Below are 19,322 nucleotides of genomic sequence, written 5' to 3'. Positions count from 1 at the left end.
GCGGGCGAGCTTGATCGCCGCTTCGTTGGCTTCCGCTCCCGAGTTGCAGAAGAAGGCCTGCTGCAGGCCGGACAGTGCGCTCAGGCGGTCGGCCAGGCGGGCCTGTAACGGCACCTGGTACAGGTTTGAGGTATGCACCAGCGTGGCTGCCTGGTCGGCGATGGCCTGTGCCACCTCCGGGTGGGCATGGCCGAGACCGCACACGGCGATACCGGACAGTGCGTCCAGGTAGCGTGTGCCGTGCACGTCCCATAGCCAAGCCCCCGCTCCGCGCTCGAAAGCGACGGGCAGGCGCGCGTAGGTATTCATGAGGGCCGACGTCTGGCCGGACATTTCACCACCCCTAAAACAAAAACAGCCGACGGGGCGGCTGCTTGGAAACGGCAAGTCTAGCACCAATTATTTCTTGACAAACCGGGCCAAAACCCGTGTTGACAAGGCGGGGGCACGACCGCAGGATTGCTCGAAGGGTGATCGGTGCACTGCGATAGCGCCGCCCACACGACGTGAATGACTGCCCGGTGCGCCGCAGGGCGTGGCCGGCTAGGTGGCAAAAGTGGCATGAGTAACGGGGAAAAACGCGGCAGTGACGGGGCACTGGACGTTCGAGAGGCCAGGCCGAAGGTCGAGCAACCGCCGCTCTACAAGGTCGTTCTGCTCAACGACGACTACACCCCGATGGAGTTTGTCGTGCACGTCCTCGAGCGGTTCTTCCGTTTGGACCGGGAGCGGGCCACACAAGTGATGCTGCACGTGCATACGCGAGGAAAGGGCGTGTGCGGTGTCTATACCCGGGAAATCGCCGAAACCAAGGTGGCACAGGTTGTGCAGTACTCGCGAGAGAACGAGCATCCTCTGCAATGCGATATGGAAGTAGCCTGACATGCTCAGTCACGAACTCGAATTCACCCTCAATCAGGCGTTCCGGCAGGCGCGCGAGAAGCGCCAGGAATTCATGACGGTCGAGCACCTGCTGATGATGCTCCTGGACAGCCCGTCGGCGGCCGCGGTGCTGCGCGCCTGCGGCGCCGACATCGAGCGGCTGCGTCGGGAGCTGGACGCGTTCATCGACAAAAACACCCCGTTGCTGCCGGAGGGTGACGAGCGCGACGTGCAGCCGACCATCGGGTTCCAGCGCGTCTTGCAGCGGTCCATGTTCCACGTACAGGCGTCCGGCAAGCGTGAAGTGACCGGCGCCAACGTGTTGGTGGCCATCTTCAGTGAGAAGGAATCCCACGCCGTCTTCCTGCTTGGAAAACAGGGCATCAGCCGGCTGGATGTCGTCAACTACATCGCACACGGCATATCCAAAGTGAACGAAGGCGACGAGAGCGAGTCCCCGGCCGGTTCCGAGGATGACGCGCAGGGTGAAGGGGCTGCCAAGTCGGCCCTGGACAAGTTTGCTGTCAACCTCAACGAGCAGGCGCGCCAGGGTCGCATCGATCCGCTGATCGGCCGGGCCGACGAGATCGAGCGGACGATGAAGATCCTGTGCCGTCGTCGCAAGAACAACCCGCTGTTCGTGGGTGAGGCGGGCGTCGGCAAGACCGCGCTGGCCGAGGGGCTGGCCAAGCGCATCGTCGACGGCGAGGTGCCGGACGCGCTGTCGGAATGCACCGTGTACTCGCTCGACATGGGCGCGCTGCTGGCCGGCACGAAGTACCGCGGCGATTTCGAGAAGCGCCTGAAAACCGTGCTCAAGGACCTGGGCAAGGATCCGGGTTCGATCCTGTTCATCGACGAGATCCACACCATCATCGGTGCCGGCGCGGCGTCAGGTGGCGTGATGGATGCCTCGAACCTGATCAAGCCGGTGTTGGCGTCCGGTGAACTGAAGTGCATCGGTTCGACCACGTACCAGGAATACCGGGGGATCTTCGAGAAGGACCGCGCGTTGTCACGCCGCTTCCAGAAGATTGATGTCGGTGAACCGACCGTGCCCGAGACGGTGCAGATTCTGCGCGGCCTGCGGACCCAGTACGAGAAGCACCACAACGTGCGCTACACCAACGCGGCGCTGGCAGCGGCGGCGGAACTTTCGGCGCGCTACATCAACGAGCGTTTCCTGCCCGACAAGGCCATTGATGTCATCGACGAGGCCGGTGCCGCGCAGCGGGTGCAGCCACCGAGCAAGCGCAAGAAGGTCATCGGCGTTGGCGACGTCGAGCAGGTGGTCGCGCGCATCGCCCGCATTCCGCCCAAACAGGTGTCCAGCACCGACATGGAGAAGCTGCGCACCCTGGATCGCAACCTGAAGATGACCGTCTTCGGGCAGGGCGAGGCTATCGATACCCTGACCGCGGCCATCAAGATGGCGCGCTCCGGCCTCGGGCCGCAGACGCGGCCAATCGGCTCGTTCCTGTTTGCCGGACCGACCGGTGTCGGCAAGACCGAGCTGAGCCGTCAGCTGGCGTTGGCGCTGGGCATCGAGCTGGTCCGCTTCGACATGTCCGAGTACATGGAGCGACACACCGTGTCGCGCCTGATTGGCGCTCCGCCCGGATACGTGGGCTTCGATCAGGGGGGGCTGCTGACCGAGGCCATCAACAAGCATCCGCATGCGGTGCTGTTGCTGGATGAGATCGAGAAGGCGCATCCGGACGTGTTCAACCTGCTGTTGCAGGTCATGGACCATGGTGCGTTGACCGACAACAACGGACGCAAGGCCGATTTCCGCAACGTGATCATCATCATGACCACCAACGCGGGTGCGGAATTGACGGCGCGGGCGTCGGTCGGCTTCACGACACAGGACCACAGCACGGACGACGTGGAAGCCATCAATCGGCTGTTTGCGCCGGAGTTCCGCAATCGCCTGGACGGCATCGTGCGTTTCCAGGGGCTGGACGAGAAGACCATCGCCAACGTGGTGGACAAGTTCGTGGTCGAGCTGGAAAGCCAGCTGGAGTCCAAGAACGTCACCGTGGAGGTCGACGACGATGCGCGTCAGTGGCTCGCGGAGCACGGTTACGACGCCAAGATGGGCGCCCGGCCGATGGCGCGGCTCATTCAGGACAAGATTCGTCGCGCGCTGGCCGATGAACTGCTATTCGGCAAGCTGGCGCACGGCGGCCAGGTCACTGTGACGTGTGTCGAGGGCGAGCTGAAGATCGAGTGCACGCCGGCACCGTCGCGCTCGGCGCGGGTGACCGAAGAAGAAACCTGATGAGCCCGGCCGCGGCCGGTTTTGCTGGCCGCGGCCCAGGACAGGCGGCGTTTTGTGCGCCCCGCCGCGGACGCGGCGACCCGGCTGGCTCAGCGGGCGCGGTACGTGATGCGGCCTTTGGTGAGGTCGTACGGAGTCAGGGATACGGTGACCTGGTCGCCGGTTAGGATGCGGATGTAGTGTTTGCGCATCTTGCCGGAAATGTGGGCGGTCACTACGTGGCCGTTTTCCAGGCGCACCCGGAACGTGGTGTTGGGCAGGGTTTCTATCACCGTGCCCTGCATTTCGATGCCTTCTTCCTTTGCCATTCAGTACTCGGCTGCCGGATTGGATAAGCGGGCGATTGTATGCCTGCCGGGCACAATGGCTCAACCGGCGCAAGCGCCGGCTGGGCGATGAGTCGCGCGGTGGCGATGGGCGCGCTGCGCGCGGATCGGCGGGATTTTGGAGGAGCACGGCATGCTGGCGCTGCGGATTGAGTTCTTCCATGACGTCTTGTCGTGCTGGTGCTTCAACGCCTCGGAGCGCCTGCGCGAATTCGTGGCCGCTCATCCACAGGTGCAGGTGATCCACCGTGCGTGGCCGCTGGGTACCGACCGGACGCTGTTTTCACGCCTGTTTCCCGATGCCAGGGCAGCCAAACAGGAAATCGTGCTGCGACACTGGGGGGATGCGGTGCACGTCGAGCACGAGCGACGTATCCGGCCGGACCTGATGATGAGCCGCGAGTTCGAATACCCGCATTCGATGCCTGCGCAGCGCGGCTGCAAGGCGGCCGAGAAACAGGCCGGGCAACAGGGGCACTGGGATTACTTCGACCGCGCGCAACGAGCGCACCTGACCGACTGCGAGAACGTGGCGGATCCGGAGGTCCTGAGCCGCTGCGCGCGGGATATCGGGCTGGATGTCAACGCGTGGCTGCGTGATTTCGAGGATCCGCAGCGTGACATCGAGATCGGCATGGACCTGGGGCTGGCCAACACCTACGGCGTGGTACGGGTGCCATTGCTGGTCGCCGACGGTTGCGCCCAGTTGCATGGCGAACCGTGGTCCACCTTCGGCTACCGGATCACGTCGCAACGGCTCGCCACCTGGTACGAGGACCTGGTCCGTGCCCGACAGATGGGGCGCTTCTAGCGCGCCCCCGGGCGTCGTTACGCCGCGGCTGCCGCCTCGATGTATGAGATCGGCAGTTCCTGCACCGTGTTGAACGTGACGATCTCGTAGTTGGCGGGATCGCTCAGCAGCATGCGCAGCAGCCGGTTGTTCAGCGCGTGCCCGGACTTGTAGCCCGAGAAGGCGCCAATCAGGCTGCTGCCGAGCAGGTACAGGTCACCGATGGCGTCCAGCACCTTGTGTTTGACGAATTCGTCACGGTAGCGCAGACCATCCTCGTTCAGGATGTTCGAGTCATCGACGACCACGGCATTTTTCACACTGCCGCCGAGAACCAGGCCCTGCGCGCGCAGGGCTTCGATTTCATGCATGAAGCCGAAGGTTCGAGCGCGACTGATCTCGCGCAGGAACGCGGTGGACGAGAAGTCCACCAGGGCGCGCGCTGGCTTGCTGTCGAAGGCCGGGTGGCTGAACTCGATTTCGAAGCTGACCTGGAATCCCTCGTACGGGTCCAGGCGAACCCACCGATCGCCATCGTGGACCTCGACGGGGCGCAGCACGCGCATGAAGCGCTTGGGCGCGTCCTGCTCACCGATACCGGCAGATTGCAGGAGAAACACGAACGGGCCGGCCGAACCGTCCATGATCGGCACCTCGGGGGCGTCAACGTCGATCAGGGCGTTGTCGATGCCCAGGCCCGCCATGGCAGACAGCAAGTGCTCGACCGTGCTGACGCGGGCGTCGCCGTGCTCCAGTGTGGTGGACAGGCGAGTGTCGCCAACCGCCTGCGCGTTCGCTGCAATGACCACCTGCGGGTCCAGGTCGACCCGTCGAAAACGGATGCCGCTGTCGGCGGGCGCCGGGTGCAGTGCCAACTGGACCCGGGCGCCGGTGTGCAGGCCCACGCCGGTGGCGCGGATGCTGTTTTTGAGCGTGCGTTGCCTGATCACGTCAACCCGGACTTCCCTGCTGGAGCGTGGCGGCGGAGCGCCGTCACGCGACGGTAACAATGGCGCAGTCTAGCATCCGACCCGATCACTCAGTCGGCCTGACGGCGCAGGAAGGCCGGAATCTCGAGGTATTCCATGTCGCTGTCACGGTAGGCCGGCAGCGGATCACGGGTCCGTTCCTGGCGGATCACCGTCGGCTGCTCGTAGTGTTTGTAAGGGTCGGTGCCGGTACGCACCACTTCCAGTGGCCGTTCCGCCGGCCGCGAATGCGGCGACTTGGCCGGCTTCTGGTCCAGGCCGGTGGCGACGACGGTGACGCGCATGTCATCACTCAGGTCGGGGTCGATCACCGTGCCGATGACCACGCAGGCGTCCGGCGAGGCCAGTTCGCGCACCACGTTGCCAACTTCCTCGAACTCGCCGATCGACATGTCCAGGCCGGCGGTGATGTTGACCAGGATGCCGCGTGCCCCGGACAGGTTCACGTCCTCCAGGAACGGGCTGCTGATGGCCGCTTCGGCCGCCTGACGGGCGCGACCGTCGCCGGAGGCACTGGACGAGCCCATCATCGCCATACCCATTTCGGACATCACCGTGCGCACGTCGGCGAAATCGACGTTGATCAGGCCCGGCCGGGTGATCAGCTCGGCGATGCCCTGCACGGCGCCCTGCAACACCTGATTGGCGGCCTTGAACGCCTCGATCAGGCGGAAATTGCGGTCGAGCTCGGTCACCAGCTTGTCGTTGGGGATGATGATCAGCGAGTCGACGTGCTTGCCCAGCGCGGCGATGCCCTCGTTGGCGATATCCAGGCGTTTGCGGCCCTCGAAGCCGAACGGCTTGGTCACCACCGCCACGGTCAGGATGCCCAGTTCGCGGGCAATCTGGGCGATGATCGGCGCCGCGCCGGTGCCGGTCCCACCGCCCATGCCGGCGGTGATGAACACCATGTCGGCCCCTTCCAGGGTGTCGGCGATGCGTTCCTTGTCCTCCATCGCCGCCTGTGCGCCGATGGCGGGATTGGCGCCGGCGCCGAGGCCCTTGGTCAGGCCGGTGCCCAGCTGCAGCACGGTGCGTGCGGTGGAGCGGCCCAGGACTTGCGCGTCCGTGTTGGCGACGATGAAGTCCACGCCGTCGATCTGCTGCGAGAGCATGTGATCGATGGCGTTGCCGCCGCCGCCGCCGACGCCGATCACCTTGATGACGGCGTTTTGCTCGGTTGGTTCCATCAGTTCAAACATGTGTGTGTTACCCCCAGTGCCCGGTGAATTGCCGCGGGTGCCGCCCGGCCCCCGATTCAGAATGCTAGTGCGCGCCTCGCTGCCCCAGCCCTTGCCTTTGCCCCTGTCGCCCAGAATCGTCATACGCCCCCCTGAAACCACGTTTTGACCTTCGCCCAGATGCCGTTGAAGCTGCCCCAGTTATGCCGGGGTGGAGCCTGCGTGCCGCGCTGCTCGAGCGCGTACAGCAGCAGGCCGACGCCGGTGGCGTGGATCGGGTTGCGTACCACGTCCACCAGCCCGCTGACACGGTGCGGCAGTCCCAGCCGCACCGGTGTGTGAAAGATTTCCTCGGCCAGATCGACCACGCCTTCCATCTTGGAGCTGCCGCCGGTCAACACCACGCCGGCGGCGATCAGGTCCTGAAAGCCACTGCGTCTCAGTTCGGCCTGCACCAGGCGCAACAGTTCCTCGTAGCGCGGCTCGACCACCTCCGCCAGGGTCTGGCGCGACAGGCGCCGCGGCGCCCGCTCGCCGACGCTGGGGACCTCGATTGACTCGTCGCTGCCAGCGAGCTGGCGCAGTGCGCAGGCGTACTTGATCTTGATTTCCTCGGCATGCTGTGTCGGCGTGCGCAGCGCCACGGCGATGTCGTTGGTGACCTGGTCGCCGGCGATCGGAATCACCGCCGTGTGGGCGATGGCGCCCCCGATGAAGACGGCGATGTCGGTCGTGCCGCCGCCGATGTCGACCAGGCACACCCCAAGCTCCATCTCGTCGTCGGTGAGCACGGAGTGGCTCGAGGCCACCTGCTCGAGCACCAGTTCGTCGACTTCGAGGCCGCATCGGCGTACGCACTTGACGATGTTCTGCATCGCGCTGATGGCGGCGGTCACGATGTGCACCCGCGCTTCCAGACGCACGCCGGACATGCCGATGGGCTGCCGGATGCCCTCCTGGTCATCAATCACGTATTCCTGCGGCAGCACGTGCACCACGCGCTGGTCCATGGGGATCGCGACCGCCTTGGCGGCGTCCAGCACCCGTTCGACGTCGGCCGGCATTACCTCGCGGTCGCGAATGGCGACGATTCCGTTCGAGTTCAGGCTGCGTACATGGCTGCCGGCGATGCCCGCATACACGGAGTGAATCTGACAGCCGGCCATCAACTCCGCTTCTTCCACGGCGCGTTGCATGGACGCGACGGTGGATTCGATGTTGACCACCACGCCTTTCTTCAGGCCACGCGAGGGGTGGCTACCCAGGCCGATGATTTCCAGTTCGCCGTCGCTGGTCACCTCGCCGACCAGGGTGACGATCTTGGACGTACCGACGTCCATGCCAGCGATCAGGCGCTTGTCCGGTTTTCTGCTCATAAGTCCATGACCTTGCGGTCGGGTTCGGAAGCGGGTTTGAAACGCACCGCAAAGCCGTCGGCGTAGCGCAGGTCCGCGCTTTCCAGGGGCGGTGCCACACCAGACAGGCGGCTGCGGTAGACGGCGGCGAAGCGCTTCAGGCGTTTTGTCACGTCCTTGCGCCCGACGATGATGGTCAGGCCATCGTCCAGGCCGATGCGCCAGGCACCGCGCGCTTCCTGGTGCACTTCGCGCACCGGCGGCAGTCCCTCGAGCAGGCGAGCGAAACGTTCGTAGTCGGCAAACACGCGCAACGGCTTCGCGCCGGGCGGGGCACTGAGCAGCGGCAGCTCAGCCAGCGCCTGACCGCTGACGGCGAACACTTCGCCCCCATCGCTGAGCACGCCGTCGTTGCCCCAGCGCGCGACCGCACGATGCCCGACGATTTCCACCACCAGCTTGTTGGGCCACACGCGCCGCACCAGCGCCTGTTTGACCCACGGCGCCTGCCGGGCCGCGGCCGCCACCGCGGCCACATCGACGCTGAAGAATCCGCCGGCGGCGGCCGGCAGCAGGTGCTGTTCGAGCGCCTGGCGGTCGATATGGTCGAGGTCGCCGGTGATCTCGACCGTGGCCAAGGGAAAGCGCGCCGGATCGCTGAGCCAGGTCAACGCGCGGTAACCGGCGACGGCCAGCGCGACCACCAGCAACGCCAGGCTCAGGCGACACAGCCACCGCCAGATTTGCCGGGCCGTGGCGGCCCAGAGCGAGGCCCGTTCACGCAGCGACAGTGGTCGCGCACGCACCCCGCGTCGGGGTGCACGCGCGGCGCGATAGGGCAGGCCAGCGACCCCAACACCCGGGTAGGCGGCACGCGGTGACGACCTATACATCGGCCCGCTCCCCCGCCAGCAGCAAGCGCGGCGTGCCCTGAGGCAGGCCAAGACTGGTATCCAGGATGGCCAGTGCCAGTTGTTCGAACGACAGCCCAACCGCACGCGCGGCCAGCGGCACCAGTGAGTGGTCGGTGAGCCCCGGCACGGTGTTGGCTTCCATCAGGTATGGCGCGCCGGCGCTGTCCAGCAGCAGGTCGACGCGGCCCCAGCCGCGGCAGTCGAGCGCCTGGAAGGCTTCCAGGGCAAGCCGCTGCAGCGCGTGCTCGGCGTCCGGTGGCAGGCCGCAGGGGCACAGATAGCGCGTGTCGTCGCGCAGGTACTTGGCCTCGTAGTCGTAGAACGCGCGGGGCGTTTCGAGCTTGATTGCGGGCAGCACCCGGTCGCCGACGATGCCGACGGTGTATTCGCCGCCGCCGATGAAGCGCTCGACCAGCACCTGTGGATCATGTGCGGCGGCGGTGGCCACGGCGGCGGGCAGGTCGACGGCGCGTTCCACCTTGCTCATGCCGATGCTCGAGCCCTCGCGGGCCGGTTTGACCATCAGCGGCAGGCCCAGTTGCGCCACGACGGCGTCCCAGTCGCTGTCCGCGCTGGCCACCTGGTAGGCCGCCGTCGGCAGTCCGGCGCCTTGCCACAGCTGCTTCGCGCGCAGCTTGTCCATGGCCAGTGCCGAGCCGAGCACGCCGCTGCCGGTGTAGGGCAGGCCGAGCCACTCCAGCGCGCCCTGCAGGGTGCCGTCCTCGCCACCGCGGCCGTGCAGGGCGACAAACGCGCGGGCGAAGTTGCCGGCGGCCAGTTGCGCCAGCAGGTCGGGAGCGGCGGCATCGACCCCGACCGCGTCCACTCCGGCGGCGACGAGCGCGGCCAGTGCCGCGCTGCCGCTCTTGAGCGAAATCTCGCGTTCTGCCGAGCGGCCGCCCAGCAGCACGGCGACGCGGCCATAGGCGTTGGGGCTACGCATCAGGCGGCCTCCCCGACACGCCGCACTTCCGGTTCCAGGCGAACGCCGGTCGCTGCCTCGACCCGTGCCTGCACATCATCGATCAGTGCCTCGATGTCGGCGGCACGCGCGCCGCCCAGGTTGACGATGAAGTTGGCGTGTCTTTCCGATACCTGTGCCCGGCCGCGGGTGAGGCCCTTCAGGCCGGTGGCCTCGATCAGCCGCGCGGCATGATCGCCCGGCGGGTTGCGGAACACGGAGCCGGCGTTGGCCTGGCGCAGCGGCTGGGTGGCGGCACGCCGGCGCAGCAGGGCGTGGATGGCGGCCTGTACCTGTGATGGCGGTGCGTGCTCGAAGCCGAACTCGGCGGCCAGGAACCACTCGTCGACCGGGCCGCTCACGCTGCGGTAGGCGACGCGGAAATCCGCCGGCGTGCGTTGGTGCACGACGCCGTCGCGGCCGATCGTCCGCACCGCCTGCACACACTGCCAGGTTTCGCCGCCGTGGGCGCCTGCGTTCATGGCCAGGGCGCCGCCCACCGTGCCGGGAACGCCGGCCAGGAATTCACCGCCGGCCAGCCCTTGGCGGCCGCAGTGCTGCGCCAGCTTGGCGCACGGCAGGCCGGCGCCGGCGCGCAACCGGGTCTCGCCCAGGGGTTCGATGGCGGCAAAGCTCTTGCCCAGGCAGACCACGGCGCCACGAAAGCCGCCGTCGCGCACCAGCAGATTGCTGCCAAGGCCGATCCACAGCAGCGGTGTGCCGGCTGGCAAATCCACCAGGAAGGCCTGCAGGGCGGGCAGGTCGGGCGGCTCGAAATAGGTGTCGGCAGGCCCGCCGACGCGCCAGCTGGTGTGGCGGGCCATCGGCTCGTTGTGCCGCAGTGCGGCACGCGTCTGTTCGGCGGCGGCGTTCATGGCGCCTCCGTGATGGCGGTGGCCAGGTTGGCCGCTGCCTGGCCGATGCTGCCGGCACCGAGTGTCACCACCACGTCGCCGTCTTCGAGCAGGCCGGCCAGGCTGGTTGGCAACTCGGCCAGCTGCTCGACGAACACCGGTTCGACGCGCCCGCGGCTGCGGATGGCGCGCGCCAGGGCACGGCCGTCGGCACCGGCGATCGGGGCCTCGCCGGCGGCGTACACCTCGCACAGCAGCAGGGCATCGGGCACGCCGGCCAGTACCGCCGCGAAGTCGTCCAGCAGGTCGCGGGTACGCGTGTAGCGGTGCGGCTGGAACACCGCCAGCAGTCGGCGGCCGGGGTAGGCGCCGCGCAGTGCCTGCAGTGTGGCGGCCAGCTCACGCGGGTGGTGGCCGTAATCGTCGATGAGGGTCACGCGCTTGCCGCCGAGCGCGCCGTCGGCCAGGCACTGCAGGCGCCGGTCGATGCCGCCGAAGCTCGCCAGGCCCTGGGCGATGGCGTCGTCGGCCACGCCCACCTCGCGGGCGATGGCGATTGCTGCCAGCGCGTTGCGCACGTTGTGCAGGCCCGGCAGGTTCAGGGTCACCGGCAGCGGCGGCCGGCCGGCGGCGCGGGCCGTGAAGTGCATGCGCAGGCCGTCCTGCCGCACGGCGTCGGCGTACAGGTCGGCCTCCGCGGTCAGGCCATAGGTGAGCACCGGGCGACCGATGGTGGGGCGCAGCGCCAGCAGGCCGGCATCGTCGTGACACAGCACGGCCAGGCCGTAGAACGGCAGGCGCTGCAGAAAGTCGATGAACGCCTGTTGCAGGCGGCGCGGATCGCCGCCATAGGTTTCCATGTGGTCCTGGTCGATGTTGGTGACCACGGCCAGGATCGGGTTCAGGTGCAGGAACGAGGCGTCCGACTCGTCGGCCTCCACCACCAGGTAGCGTCCTGCACCCAGGCGTGCGCCGCTGCCGAAGGTGTTGACCCGCCCGCCGATGATGAACGTCGGGTCGACGCCGCCGTGCGCCAGCAGGTGTGCCACCAGGCTGGTGGTGGTGGTCTTGCCGTGCGTGCCGGCGATGGCGATGCCGTCCTTCAGGCGCATCAGTTCGGCCAGCATCGTGGCGCGCGGCACCACCGGCACGCCACGGCTGCGCGCGGTGGTGACCTCGACGTTGTCCGGCGGCACGGCGGTGGACACCACCACCACGTCGGCGCCGTCGACATTGTCCGGGCTGTGGCCGTGATGCACCTGGGCGCCGAGCGCCTGCAGCCGCTGGGCGGCGGCGCCCATGCCCAGGTCCGAGCCGGACACGTGATAGCCCTGGTTGAGCAGGACCTCGGCGATGCCGCTCATGCCCGAGCCGCCGATGCCGACCAGATGGATGTGCCGTACCCGATCACGCATGGGCGGCCTCCAGGCAGCGCTGCGCCACGCGCTGCGCTGCGTCCGGCCGGCCGAGCCGGCGCGCCGACTCGGCCATGGCCAGGCGCCGGGGCGGATCGGCCAGCAGCTGCGCCAGGAGTTCGGCCAGGCGCGTTGGCGTGAGTTCGGCCTGCGGCAGCAGCAGCGCCGCACCGGCCTCGGCCAGCTGACGGGCGTTGGCGGTCTGGTGATCGTCGGCGGCATGCGGGTAGGGCACCAGTACGGCGCCCAGCCCGACGGCACACAACTCGGCCACGGTCAGCGCACCGGCACGGCAGATGGCCACATCCGCCTGCTCGTAGGCGGTGGTCATGTCGTCGATGAAGCCGTCGACGCGGGCCGCGATGCCGCGCGCCCGGTAGTCGGCGGCCACGGCATCGGCATGCAGGCGTCCGGCCTGGTGACGCACCTGCGGCAGCGGCACGCCGCGTTTGTGCAGCAGTTCGAGCGCGGCCGGCACCGCCGTATTGATGGCCTGCGCGCCCTGACTGCCACCGAGCACCAGCAGGCGCGGTGTCTGGGTCAGGCGCTGCGCCGGCGCCGGCCGCCCACACAGGCTGGCACGCACCGGGTTGCCGGTGAACTCGGCCGGCCGGCCGCCCAGGCGCAGGCCGGGAAAGCCGGCCATGCAATGGCGCGCCAGGCGCGCCAGCAGCCGGTTGGTGAGGCCCGGGCGGGCGTTTTGTTCGTGGATCAGCAGCGGCCGGCGCAACAGGAACGCCGCCAAGCCACCCGGGCCGGCGGCGTAGCCGCCCAGTCCCAGCACCACGTCCGGCCGCAGCCGCCTCAACAGCCCCAGTGCCCGCGCGAGCGCGCGCAGCAGGCCGAGCGGCGCCGACAGGTAGCGCCACAGTCCCTTGCCACGCAAGCCGGCCACCGGCAGCGTGAACAGCTCGATGCCGGCCGCCGGTACGGCGCGCGCTTCCAGCCCGGCCGCCGTGCCCAGCCACTGCACGGTGTGTCCGTCGTGGCGCAGCTGTTCGGCCACGGCCAGTGCGGGCATCACGTGCCCGCCGGTGCCGCCGGCCATGATCAGCACGTTCATGACCGCCTCCGGCGCGGCGCGCTGCTCATGGCCGGCGCGCCCAGCGGCGCGGCGCCCCGGCGCACGCGCTGTTCGTGATCGATGCGCAGCAGCAGCGCCACTTGCACGCAGCTGATGACCAGGCTGGTACCGCCGTAGCTCATCAGTGGCAGGGTCAAGCCCTTGGTCGGCAGCACGCCCATGTTGACGCCGAGATTCACGAAGGCCTGAAAACCGAGCGTCAGCGCCAGGCCGTACGCCAGCAGGGCGGCGAAGCCGTCGCCGTTGAGCGCGGCGCGGCGGGCGATGGCAAAGGCCCGCACCACCAGGAAGATGAACAGGCCAATCACGCCCAGAACGGCAAACAGGCCCAGTTCCTCGGCCATTACCGCCAACAGGAAGTCGGTGTGCGCCTCGGGCAGGTAGAACAGCTTTTGCACGCTGTTGCCGAGGCCGACGCCGAACCAGCCGCCCCGACCGAAGGCAATCAGCGATTGGGTCAGCTGGAAACCGGCACCGAACGGGTCGTCCCAGGGGTGCAGGAAGTTGGTCAGTCGGGCCAGTCGGTACGGTGACGCGACCGCCAGGGCGGCGAGTGCTGCCGCGCCGGTGGCGCCCAGCGCGATGAAGTAAAGCCAACGCACGCCATACAGGAAAAGAAGCCCGCCGGTCGCCGCGGCCAGGACCACGAAGCTGCCGAAATCCGGTTCGGCCAACAGCAGGCCGCCCATGATGCCGAGGCTGACCAGGATCACGCCCATGCGTTCGCGCAGCAATTCCGGCGTGTCGGCTTCCGACAGGCGCGCGGCGACGAACATCAGAAACGCCAGCTTGGCCAGTTCCGAGGGTTGCAATCGAAAGCCGCCGGCGCCCAGCCAGCGACTGGCGCCATTGACCTCGATGCCCAGCCCCGGCACCAGCACCAGCACCAGCAGCGCGGTGGCGGCCAGGACCGCGAAGCCGGCCAGGTGATGCCACAGCGCCACGCGGGCCTGGGAGACCAGGTAGCCGCCGAGCACGCCGAGCGCCAGATACATGGACTGGCGCTGCAGGTAGTACTCGCTGTCGCCGATGCGCTGGTCGGCGACAGTGATGGAAGCCGAATACACGGCGATCAGGCCGAGCGCTGCCAGCGTCAGCGCCACGCCGAGCAGCGGGAAATCCCACTGTGCCGGTCCGCGCAGGCCGGCGGCGGCTGTCGCACGGCGGGTCGCAGTGACGTCGACGCTAGCCATGACCGCCGTCCTGTCCCGACAGCGCGCGCGCTGCGGTGGCGAAGGCGTCGCCGCGCTCGGCATAGCCGGTAAACATGTCGAAGCTGGCGCAGGCGGGCGACAGCAGCACGCCGTCCCCAGCTTGGGCCAGGCGCGCTGCCGCCGCGACGGCAGCCGGCATGTCGGTGACGCGCTCACACGGCACAGCGTCGCCAATGGTGGCGGCCAGCAGCTCGGTCGATTCGCCGATCAGCACCGCCGCCCGGCCGTGCGTGGCCAGCGCCTGACGCAGCGGCGCGAAGTCCTGTCCTTTGCCCTGGCCACCGAGAATCAGCACCAGCCGCCCGCTGGGCCGGGTCGGTGCCAGCCCGTGGATGGCCGCCAGTGTCGCCCCGACGTTGGTGCCCTTGGAGTCGTCGTACCAGGCCACGCCGGCATGCTCGGCAACCCACTGCGTGCGGTGCGGCAGGCCGGCGAACGCGCGCAGCGCGGCAAGGGCGCCCGGCTGTGGCGCCCCATAGGCCGAGACCAGCGCCACGGCTGCCAGGGCATTGGCGAGGTTGTGCCGCCCCGGCAGGCGCAGGGCAGCCGCCGGCATCAAGGCCTTGGCGCCATGGGCCAGCCAGGGCCCGTCGGCACGTTGCACGAGGCCGACATCGTCCGTGCCGGCCGGTGCGCCGAGGCCGAACCAGGACACGCGCTGGGCAGGGCCAAGCGCCGTCGCGAAGCCGGCCACGGTTGCATCGTCACGGTTCAGCACCGCCACGCCCGCGCCCTGCAGGACCCGGGCCTTGGCGGCGGCGTAGTCGGCGAGGCTGGCGTGACGGTCCAGGTGGTCGGGGCTGAGGTTCAGCACGCAGGCCACCGCCGGGCGCAGGCTGTGGGTGCGCTCGAGCTGGAACGACGACAGCTCCAGCACGTAGGCGTCCGGCTCCGGGTCGGTCAGCAGGTCCAGTGCCGGTGGGCCGAGGTTGCCGCCGACCGCCACCTCAAGTCCTGCGCCGCGCAGCATCTCGCCGACCAGGGTGGTGACGGTGGACTTGCCGTTAGAGCCGGTGATGGCCAGCACGGGACGCCGCACGGCGCGGGCGAACAGTTCGATGTCGCCCAGCAGCGGCACGCCGCGTGCGGCGGCGGCTGCCAGCGCCGGCTGGTCGAGGCCGATGCCGGGGCTGACGACGATCTCGTCGACGCCGTCGAACGCCGCCGCCGGCCAGTCGCCCAGGTGGATGGCGTGCGCCGGCAGCAGGCGGCGCAACTCGGCCAGGTGCGGCGGGATGTGGCGCGTGTCGAGCAGGCGCACGGCACACCCGTGGCGCAGCAGGTGGCGCACGCAGGACAGGCCGCTTGCCCCGGCGCCCACCACCAGCACCTGTTTTTGTGTATGTGTGGCCACTGCGCGCATGCCGTCAGCGAATCTTCAGGCTGGCAAGACCCACCAGCACGAGGATGAAGGTGATGATCCAGAAGCGCACGATCACCCGCGGCTCCGGCCAGCCCTTGAGCTCGAAGTGGTGGTGCAGCGGCGCCATGGCGAAGATGCGCTTGCCGGTGAGCTTGAACGAGGCCACCTGCAGCATCACCGAGACCGTTTCCATCACGAACACGCCGCCCATGATGAACAGCACCAGCTCCTGGCGGATCAGCACGGCGACGGTGCCCAGCGTGGCGCCAAGCGCCAGGGCGCCGACGTCGCCCATGAACACCTGCGCCGGGTAGGCGTTGAACCACAAAAAGCCGAGCCCGGCACCGACCATGGCGCCGCACACGATGGCCAGTTCGCCGGCGCCGGGCACATACGGCAGGCCCAGATACCGGGCGAACACCTGGTGGCCGGCCACGTAGGCGAAGATGCCGAGCGCGCCCGCCACCATGACCGTGGGCAGGATGGCCAGGCCATCGAGTCCGTCGGTGAGGTTGACGGCATTGCTGGACCCCACGATCACCAGCAGCGAAGCGGGCACGAACAGCCAGCCGAGCTGGAAGGTCAGGTCCTTGACGAAGGGCACGATGTAGGTGGTCTCGGTCGGCACCTGCGCCAGGCCGTAGATGGCCAGCGCCGCGGCCAGGCCGACCACCAGCTGGCCGAGGAACTTGTGACGGGACTTCAGGCCCTTCGAGTTGCGACGGGTGACCTTCAGGTAGTCGTCGAGCCAGCCGATCAGGCCCACCGCCAGTGTGGCGGCAAAGGCGATCCACACCTTGAGGTTCGACAGGTCCGCCCACAGCAGCGTGGTGATGGCGATGGCCAGCAGGATCAGCGCCCCGCCCATGGTTGGCGTGCCGGCCTTGCCAAGGTGCGTCTGCGGGCCGTCCTGGCGCACTTGCTGGCCCAGGCGCAGCGCCGTCAGGTAGCGAATCACCGGGCCGCCCGCCGCCAGGGAGATGACCAACGCCGTCAGGGCGGCCAGGATGGCGCGCAGCGTGATGTAGCGAAACGCATTGAAGCCGCTGATTTCGGTCGCCAGCCAGTCGAACAGGTGATACAGCATCAGGTCACCCCGTCGACGGCAGTGATTGCTTGAACCACCTGTTCCATGCCGGCGCTGCGCGAGCCTTTGACCAGTACGGTGACCTCCGGCGCCAGCAGCGGCGCGATGGCGTCGAGCAGGGCGGCTCGGTTGTCGAAGGCGCGGGCGCCGGTGCCGAAGGCGCTCGCGGCGGCCGCCGACAGCGGCCCCAGCGTGAACAACCGGTCGATGCCCGCCGCATCGGCGGCCGCGCCGCACTGGGCATGCAGTGCGGCTGCCTCGGCACCCAGTTCGCCCATGTCGCCAAGGACCAGCAGTCGCTGTCCGGGCAGTGCGCCCAGGACATCGATCGCGGCCTGCACCGATAGCGGGTTGGCGTTGTAGCTGTCGTCGATGATTCGCGCCCCGTTGCGACCGCGCAGCGGGAACAGGCGCCCGGGTACCGGGCGTACGTTGCCCAGGCCACGGGCGATTTCCGTCGGTGGCCGGCCGGCCGCCTGTGCCGCGGCGGCGGCGGCCAGTGCGTTGCGCACGTTGTGACGACCGAGCAGGTGCAGGCGCGTGTGTGCGTTGCCGGTCGGTGTCACCAGTTCCATCTCGCTGCCGTCGGCCAGCAGGCGGTAGTGCGCGGTGATCTGGGCGCCGGCGCCGAGGCCGAAGGTGCACGTCCGGCGCGCGCCGGCCAGCTGTTGCCACAGCGGAAAGTACGTGTCGTCGGCGTTGAGCACGGCCACCGCGTCCGGCGGCAGGTGTTCGATCAGTTCCCCCTTGGCGCGGGCCACGGCCGCCACGCTGCCGAGCCCCTCGAGGTGGGCCGCGCCGGCGTTGCTGATGACGCCCACGGTGGGCCGCGCCAGGTCCGCCAGGTGGGCGATTTCACCGGCATGGCTCATGCCCATCTCGACCACGGCCGCGCGGTGGGTGTCGCGCAGTTCGAGCAGTGTCAGCGGCACACCGATGTGGTTGTTGCGGTTGCCGCGGGTGGCCAGCACGGGGCCGACGCCGGACAGCGCGGCGGCGGTCAGTTCCTTGACCGTGGTCTTGCCGCTGGAGCCGGTGACGGCCACCACGGGCAGGTCGAAGCGCGACCGCCAGGCCGCGGCCAGCTGCGCCAGCGCGGACAGCGTGTCGGCGACTTCCAGGCTCGGCAAGGCGGGGTGTGCGCGGCGTACCAGGGCGCCGGCGGCGCCAGCGGCAGCCGCCGCTTCAAGGTAGTCATGCCCGTCGAAGCGTGGCCCTTCCAGTGCCACGAACAGCTCGCCGGCGCGCAGCGTGCGGGTGTCGGTGCTGACGCCGTCGAACGTGCCGGCGGGGCGTGCGGCGGCACCGACGATGGCGGCGGCTTCGGCCAGCGGCATCACGGCCGCCCCCGCAGCGCCTGTTCGGCGCAGGTGATGTCGCTGAATGGCCGCCGCTGGTCGCCGACGATCTGGTGCGGTTCGGCGCCCTTGCCGGCGATCAGCACCACGTCCCGAACGTCGGCGTTGTCGATGGCGTGGGTGATGGCGTCTGCACGGTCGTGGATCAACTCCACGCCCTCGGTGGTCGACATGCCGGCCAGGATGGCGTCGGTGATGGCGGTCGGGGACTCGCCGCGGGGGTTGTCGTCGGTGATTACCACCCGATCGGCCAGGCGCGCCGCGAGTTCGCCCATGACCGGCCGCTTGGCGCCATCGCGCTCGCCGCCGCAGCCGAACACGCACCACAGCCGTCCGTCGCGTGGCAGATGCGCACGCAGCGCGGTCAGCACTGACTCGAGCGCGGGCGGGTTGTGGGCGTAGTCCACCACCACCAGCGGGGCGCCCGGCACGCGCAGGGTCTGCATGCGCCCGGGCACCGACGGCAGCGTGCTCAGTCGTTCCACCGCGTCGGCGAACGCCACGTTGGCGACCAGCAGCGTGCCCAGTGTTGCCAACAGGTTGTACAGGTTGAACTCGCCCAACAGTGGGCTGGCCAGGCGCGCCTGGCCGAAGTCGCCGTCGAGGTCGATCAGCAGTCCGCCGGGGCGGGCCTGACAGCGGCCGCGCAGATCGCCCTGGCGCAGCCCGTATCGGAGCACCCGGGCGCCCGGCGTCAGGGCGGCGGCCATCCGCTCGCTGACCGGGTCGTCGGCATTCAGTACCGCGGCGCGCAGCTGCGGGCTCGCGAACAGGTTGGCCTTGGCGGCGGCGTAGTCGTCGAGATCGCGGTGGTAGTCGAGGTGGTCGTAGCCGAGGTTGGTGAACACGGCGGTGTCGAACTGGACCCCGGCGGTGCGCTGCTGATGCAGCGCGTGCGATGACACTTCCATGGCCACGTGCTGGGCCCCGGCGTCGCGAAACTGCGCCAGCCAGCCCTGGAGGGCCAGCGGGTCCGGCGTGGTGTGCGTGGCCGGCTCCAGCTGACCGGGAAAGCCGTTACCTTCGGTGCCGAGGATGGCGCAGCGCGGCAGGCACTGCGCCAGGAAATGGCTGACCGAGGTCTTGCCGTTGGTGCCGGTGATGCCGATGACCTTCAGCGCCCCTGAAGGTTCGCCGTAAAAGCGCGCCGCCACGGGGCCCTGCAAGGCGCGCAGGTTCGCGACGGTAAACAACGGCACGGATGCCGCCGCCGGCGGCGTCAGCGAGGCATCGACCAAGGCCGCCACGGCGCCGGCGGCAATGGC

18 protein-coding genes are annotated in these 19,322 nt (G+C 68.9%); 3 read left to right on the top strand and 15 right to left on the bottom strand.

The annotated features are described in order from the left end of the window. Nucleotides 1-333, bottom strand: a 333-nt coding sequence (locus ABYX71_RS04505) for an aminotransferase class III-fold pyridoxal phosphate-dependent enzyme (protein ID WP_372695309.1), incomplete at its 3' end; no start/stop codon positions are given. A 228-nt stretch (nt 334-561) separates the two neighbouring features. On the opposite strand from ABYX71_RS04505, the gene clpS reads away from it, so the two are divergent. Continuing rightward, a complete protein-coding gene (clpS, locus tag ABYX71_RS04500; protein WP_372695308.1) occupies nt 562-882 on the top strand; it encodes an ATP-dependent Clp protease adapter ClpS in 321 nt (106 codons plus the stop codon). A gap of 1 nt (nt 883) precedes the next feature. Next, nucleotides 884-3,166, top strand: a complete 2,283-nt coding sequence (gene clpA, locus ABYX71_RS04495; protein WP_372695307.1) for an ATP-dependent Clp protease ATP-binding subunit ClpA — start codon at nt 884-886, stop codon at nt 3,164-3,166. An 89-nt stretch (nt 3,167-3,255) separates the two neighbouring features. Here the strand turns inward: clpA and infA are convergent, their stop codons facing one another. Next, on the bottom strand, nt 3,256-3,474 hold the full coding sequence (gene infA / locus ABYX71_RS04490) for a translation initiation factor IF-1 (RefSeq protein WP_300124133.1): 219 nt from the start codon (nt 3,472-3,474) through the stop codon (nt 3,256-3,258). A gap of 151 nt (nt 3,475-3,625) precedes the next feature. Between infA and ABYX71_RS04485 the strand changes: the two genes are divergently transcribed. Further along, entirely contained in the window at nt 3,626-4,303 is a 678-nt protein-coding gene (locus ABYX71_RS04485) for a DsbA family protein (protein ID WP_372695306.1), read from the top strand. 17 nt (nt 4,304-4,320) lie between these two features. On the opposite strand, the gene lpxC is transcribed toward ABYX71_RS04485, so the two are convergent. The 13 genes from lpxC to ABYX71_RS04420 all read right to left on the bottom strand — a co-directional run. After that, entirely contained in the window at nt 4,321-5,232 is a 912-nt protein-coding gene (gene lpxC / locus ABYX71_RS04480) for a UDP-3-O-acyl-N-acetylglucosamine deacetylase (protein ID WP_372695305.1), read from the bottom strand. Between the two features lie 89 nt (nt 5,233-5,321). Continuing rightward, complete coding sequence (ftsZ, locus tag ABYX71_RS04475; RefSeq protein WP_372695304.1) at nt 5,322-6,473, bottom strand: cell division protein FtsZ; 1,152 nt, start codon at nt 6,471-6,473, stop codon at nt 5,322-5,324. A 119-nt stretch (nt 6,474-6,592) separates the two neighbouring features. Further along, on the bottom strand, nt 6,593-7,828 hold the full coding sequence (gene ftsA / locus ABYX71_RS04470) for a cell division protein FtsA (protein ID WP_372695303.1): 1,236 nt from the start codon (nt 7,826-7,828) through the stop codon (nt 6,593-6,595). Continuing rightward, nucleotides 7,825-8,613, bottom strand: a complete 789-nt coding sequence (locus ABYX71_RS04465; protein ID WP_372695302.1) for a cell division protein FtsQ/DivIB — start codon at nt 8,611-8,613, stop codon at nt 7,825-7,827. The genes ftsA and ABYX71_RS04465 overlap by 4 nt, the downstream gene beginning before the upstream one ends. A 79-nt stretch (nt 8,614-8,692) precedes the next feature. Further along, entirely contained in the window at nt 8,693-9,664 is a 972-nt protein-coding gene (locus tag ABYX71_RS04460; protein WP_372695301.1) for a D-alanine--D-alanine ligase, read from the bottom strand. Continuing rightward, nucleotides 9,664-10,557: a UDP-N-acetylmuramate dehydrogenase gene (gene murB / locus ABYX71_RS04455; RefSeq protein ID WP_372695300.1), complete on the bottom strand. Its 894-nt coding sequence runs from the start codon at nt 10,555-10,557 to the stop codon at nt 9,664-9,666. The genes ABYX71_RS04460 and murB overlap by 1 nt, the downstream gene beginning before the upstream one ends. Then, nucleotides 10,554-11,951, bottom strand: a complete 1,398-nt coding sequence (murC, locus tag ABYX71_RS04450) for a UDP-N-acetylmuramate--L-alanine ligase (RefSeq protein ID WP_372695299.1) — start codon at nt 11,949-11,951, stop codon at nt 10,554-10,556. Before murC ends, murB begins: the two co-directional genes overlap by 4 nt. Beyond that, a complete protein-coding gene (murG, locus tag ABYX71_RS04445) occupies nt 11,944-13,014 on the bottom strand; it encodes an undecaprenyldiphospho-muramoylpentapeptide beta-N-acetylglucosaminyltransferase (RefSeq protein ID WP_372695298.1) in 1,071 nt (356 codons plus the stop codon). The genes murC and murG overlap by 8 nt, the downstream gene beginning before the upstream one ends. Continuing rightward, nucleotides 13,011-14,228 (bottom strand): putative lipid II flippase FtsW, encoded by a 1,218-nt coding sequence (ftsW, locus tag ABYX71_RS04440; RefSeq protein ID WP_372695297.1) that lies wholly within the window; start codon nt 14,226-14,228, stop codon nt 13,011-13,013. The genes murG and ftsW overlap by 4 nt, the downstream gene beginning before the upstream one ends. Continuing rightward, nucleotides 14,221-15,612 carry a UDP-N-acetylmuramoyl-L-alanine--D-glutamate ligase gene (gene murD, locus ABYX71_RS04435; RefSeq protein WP_372695296.1) on the bottom strand — a complete coding sequence of 464 codons (1,392 nt, stop codon included), beginning with the start codon at nt 15,610-15,612 and terminating at the stop codon, nt 14,221-14,223. The genes ftsW and murD overlap by 8 nt, the downstream gene beginning before the upstream one ends. Before the next feature lie 4 nt (nt 15,613-15,616). Then, nucleotides 15,617-16,699 carry a phospho-N-acetylmuramoyl-pentapeptide-transferase gene (mraY, locus tag ABYX71_RS04430; RefSeq protein WP_372695295.1) on the bottom strand — a complete coding sequence of 361 codons (1,083 nt, stop codon included), beginning with the start codon at nt 16,697-16,699 and terminating at the stop codon, nt 15,617-15,619. Continuing rightward, entirely contained in the window at nt 16,699-18,036 is a 1,338-nt protein-coding gene (gene murF / locus ABYX71_RS04425) for a UDP-N-acetylmuramoyl-tripeptide--D-alanyl-D-alanine ligase (protein WP_372695294.1), read from the bottom strand. The genes mraY and murF overlap by 1 nt, the downstream gene beginning before the upstream one ends. After that, nucleotides 18,036-19,322 (bottom strand): UDP-N-acetylmuramoyl-L-alanyl-D-glutamate--2,6-diaminopimelate ligase (locus ABYX71_RS04420; RefSeq protein WP_372695293.1); only part of this gene is annotated, 1,287 nt, incomplete at its 5' end. The genes ABYX71_RS04420 and murF, both read right to left, overlap by 1 nt.

Origin of the sequence: Immundisolibacter sp., from assembly GCF_041625615.1 — a bacterium.
Classification (GTDB): domain Bacteria; phylum Pseudomonadota; class Gammaproteobacteria; order Immundisolibacterales; family Immundisolibacteraceae; genus Immundisolibacter.
This window is presented reverse-complemented; position numbering and strand designations above follow the sequence as displayed.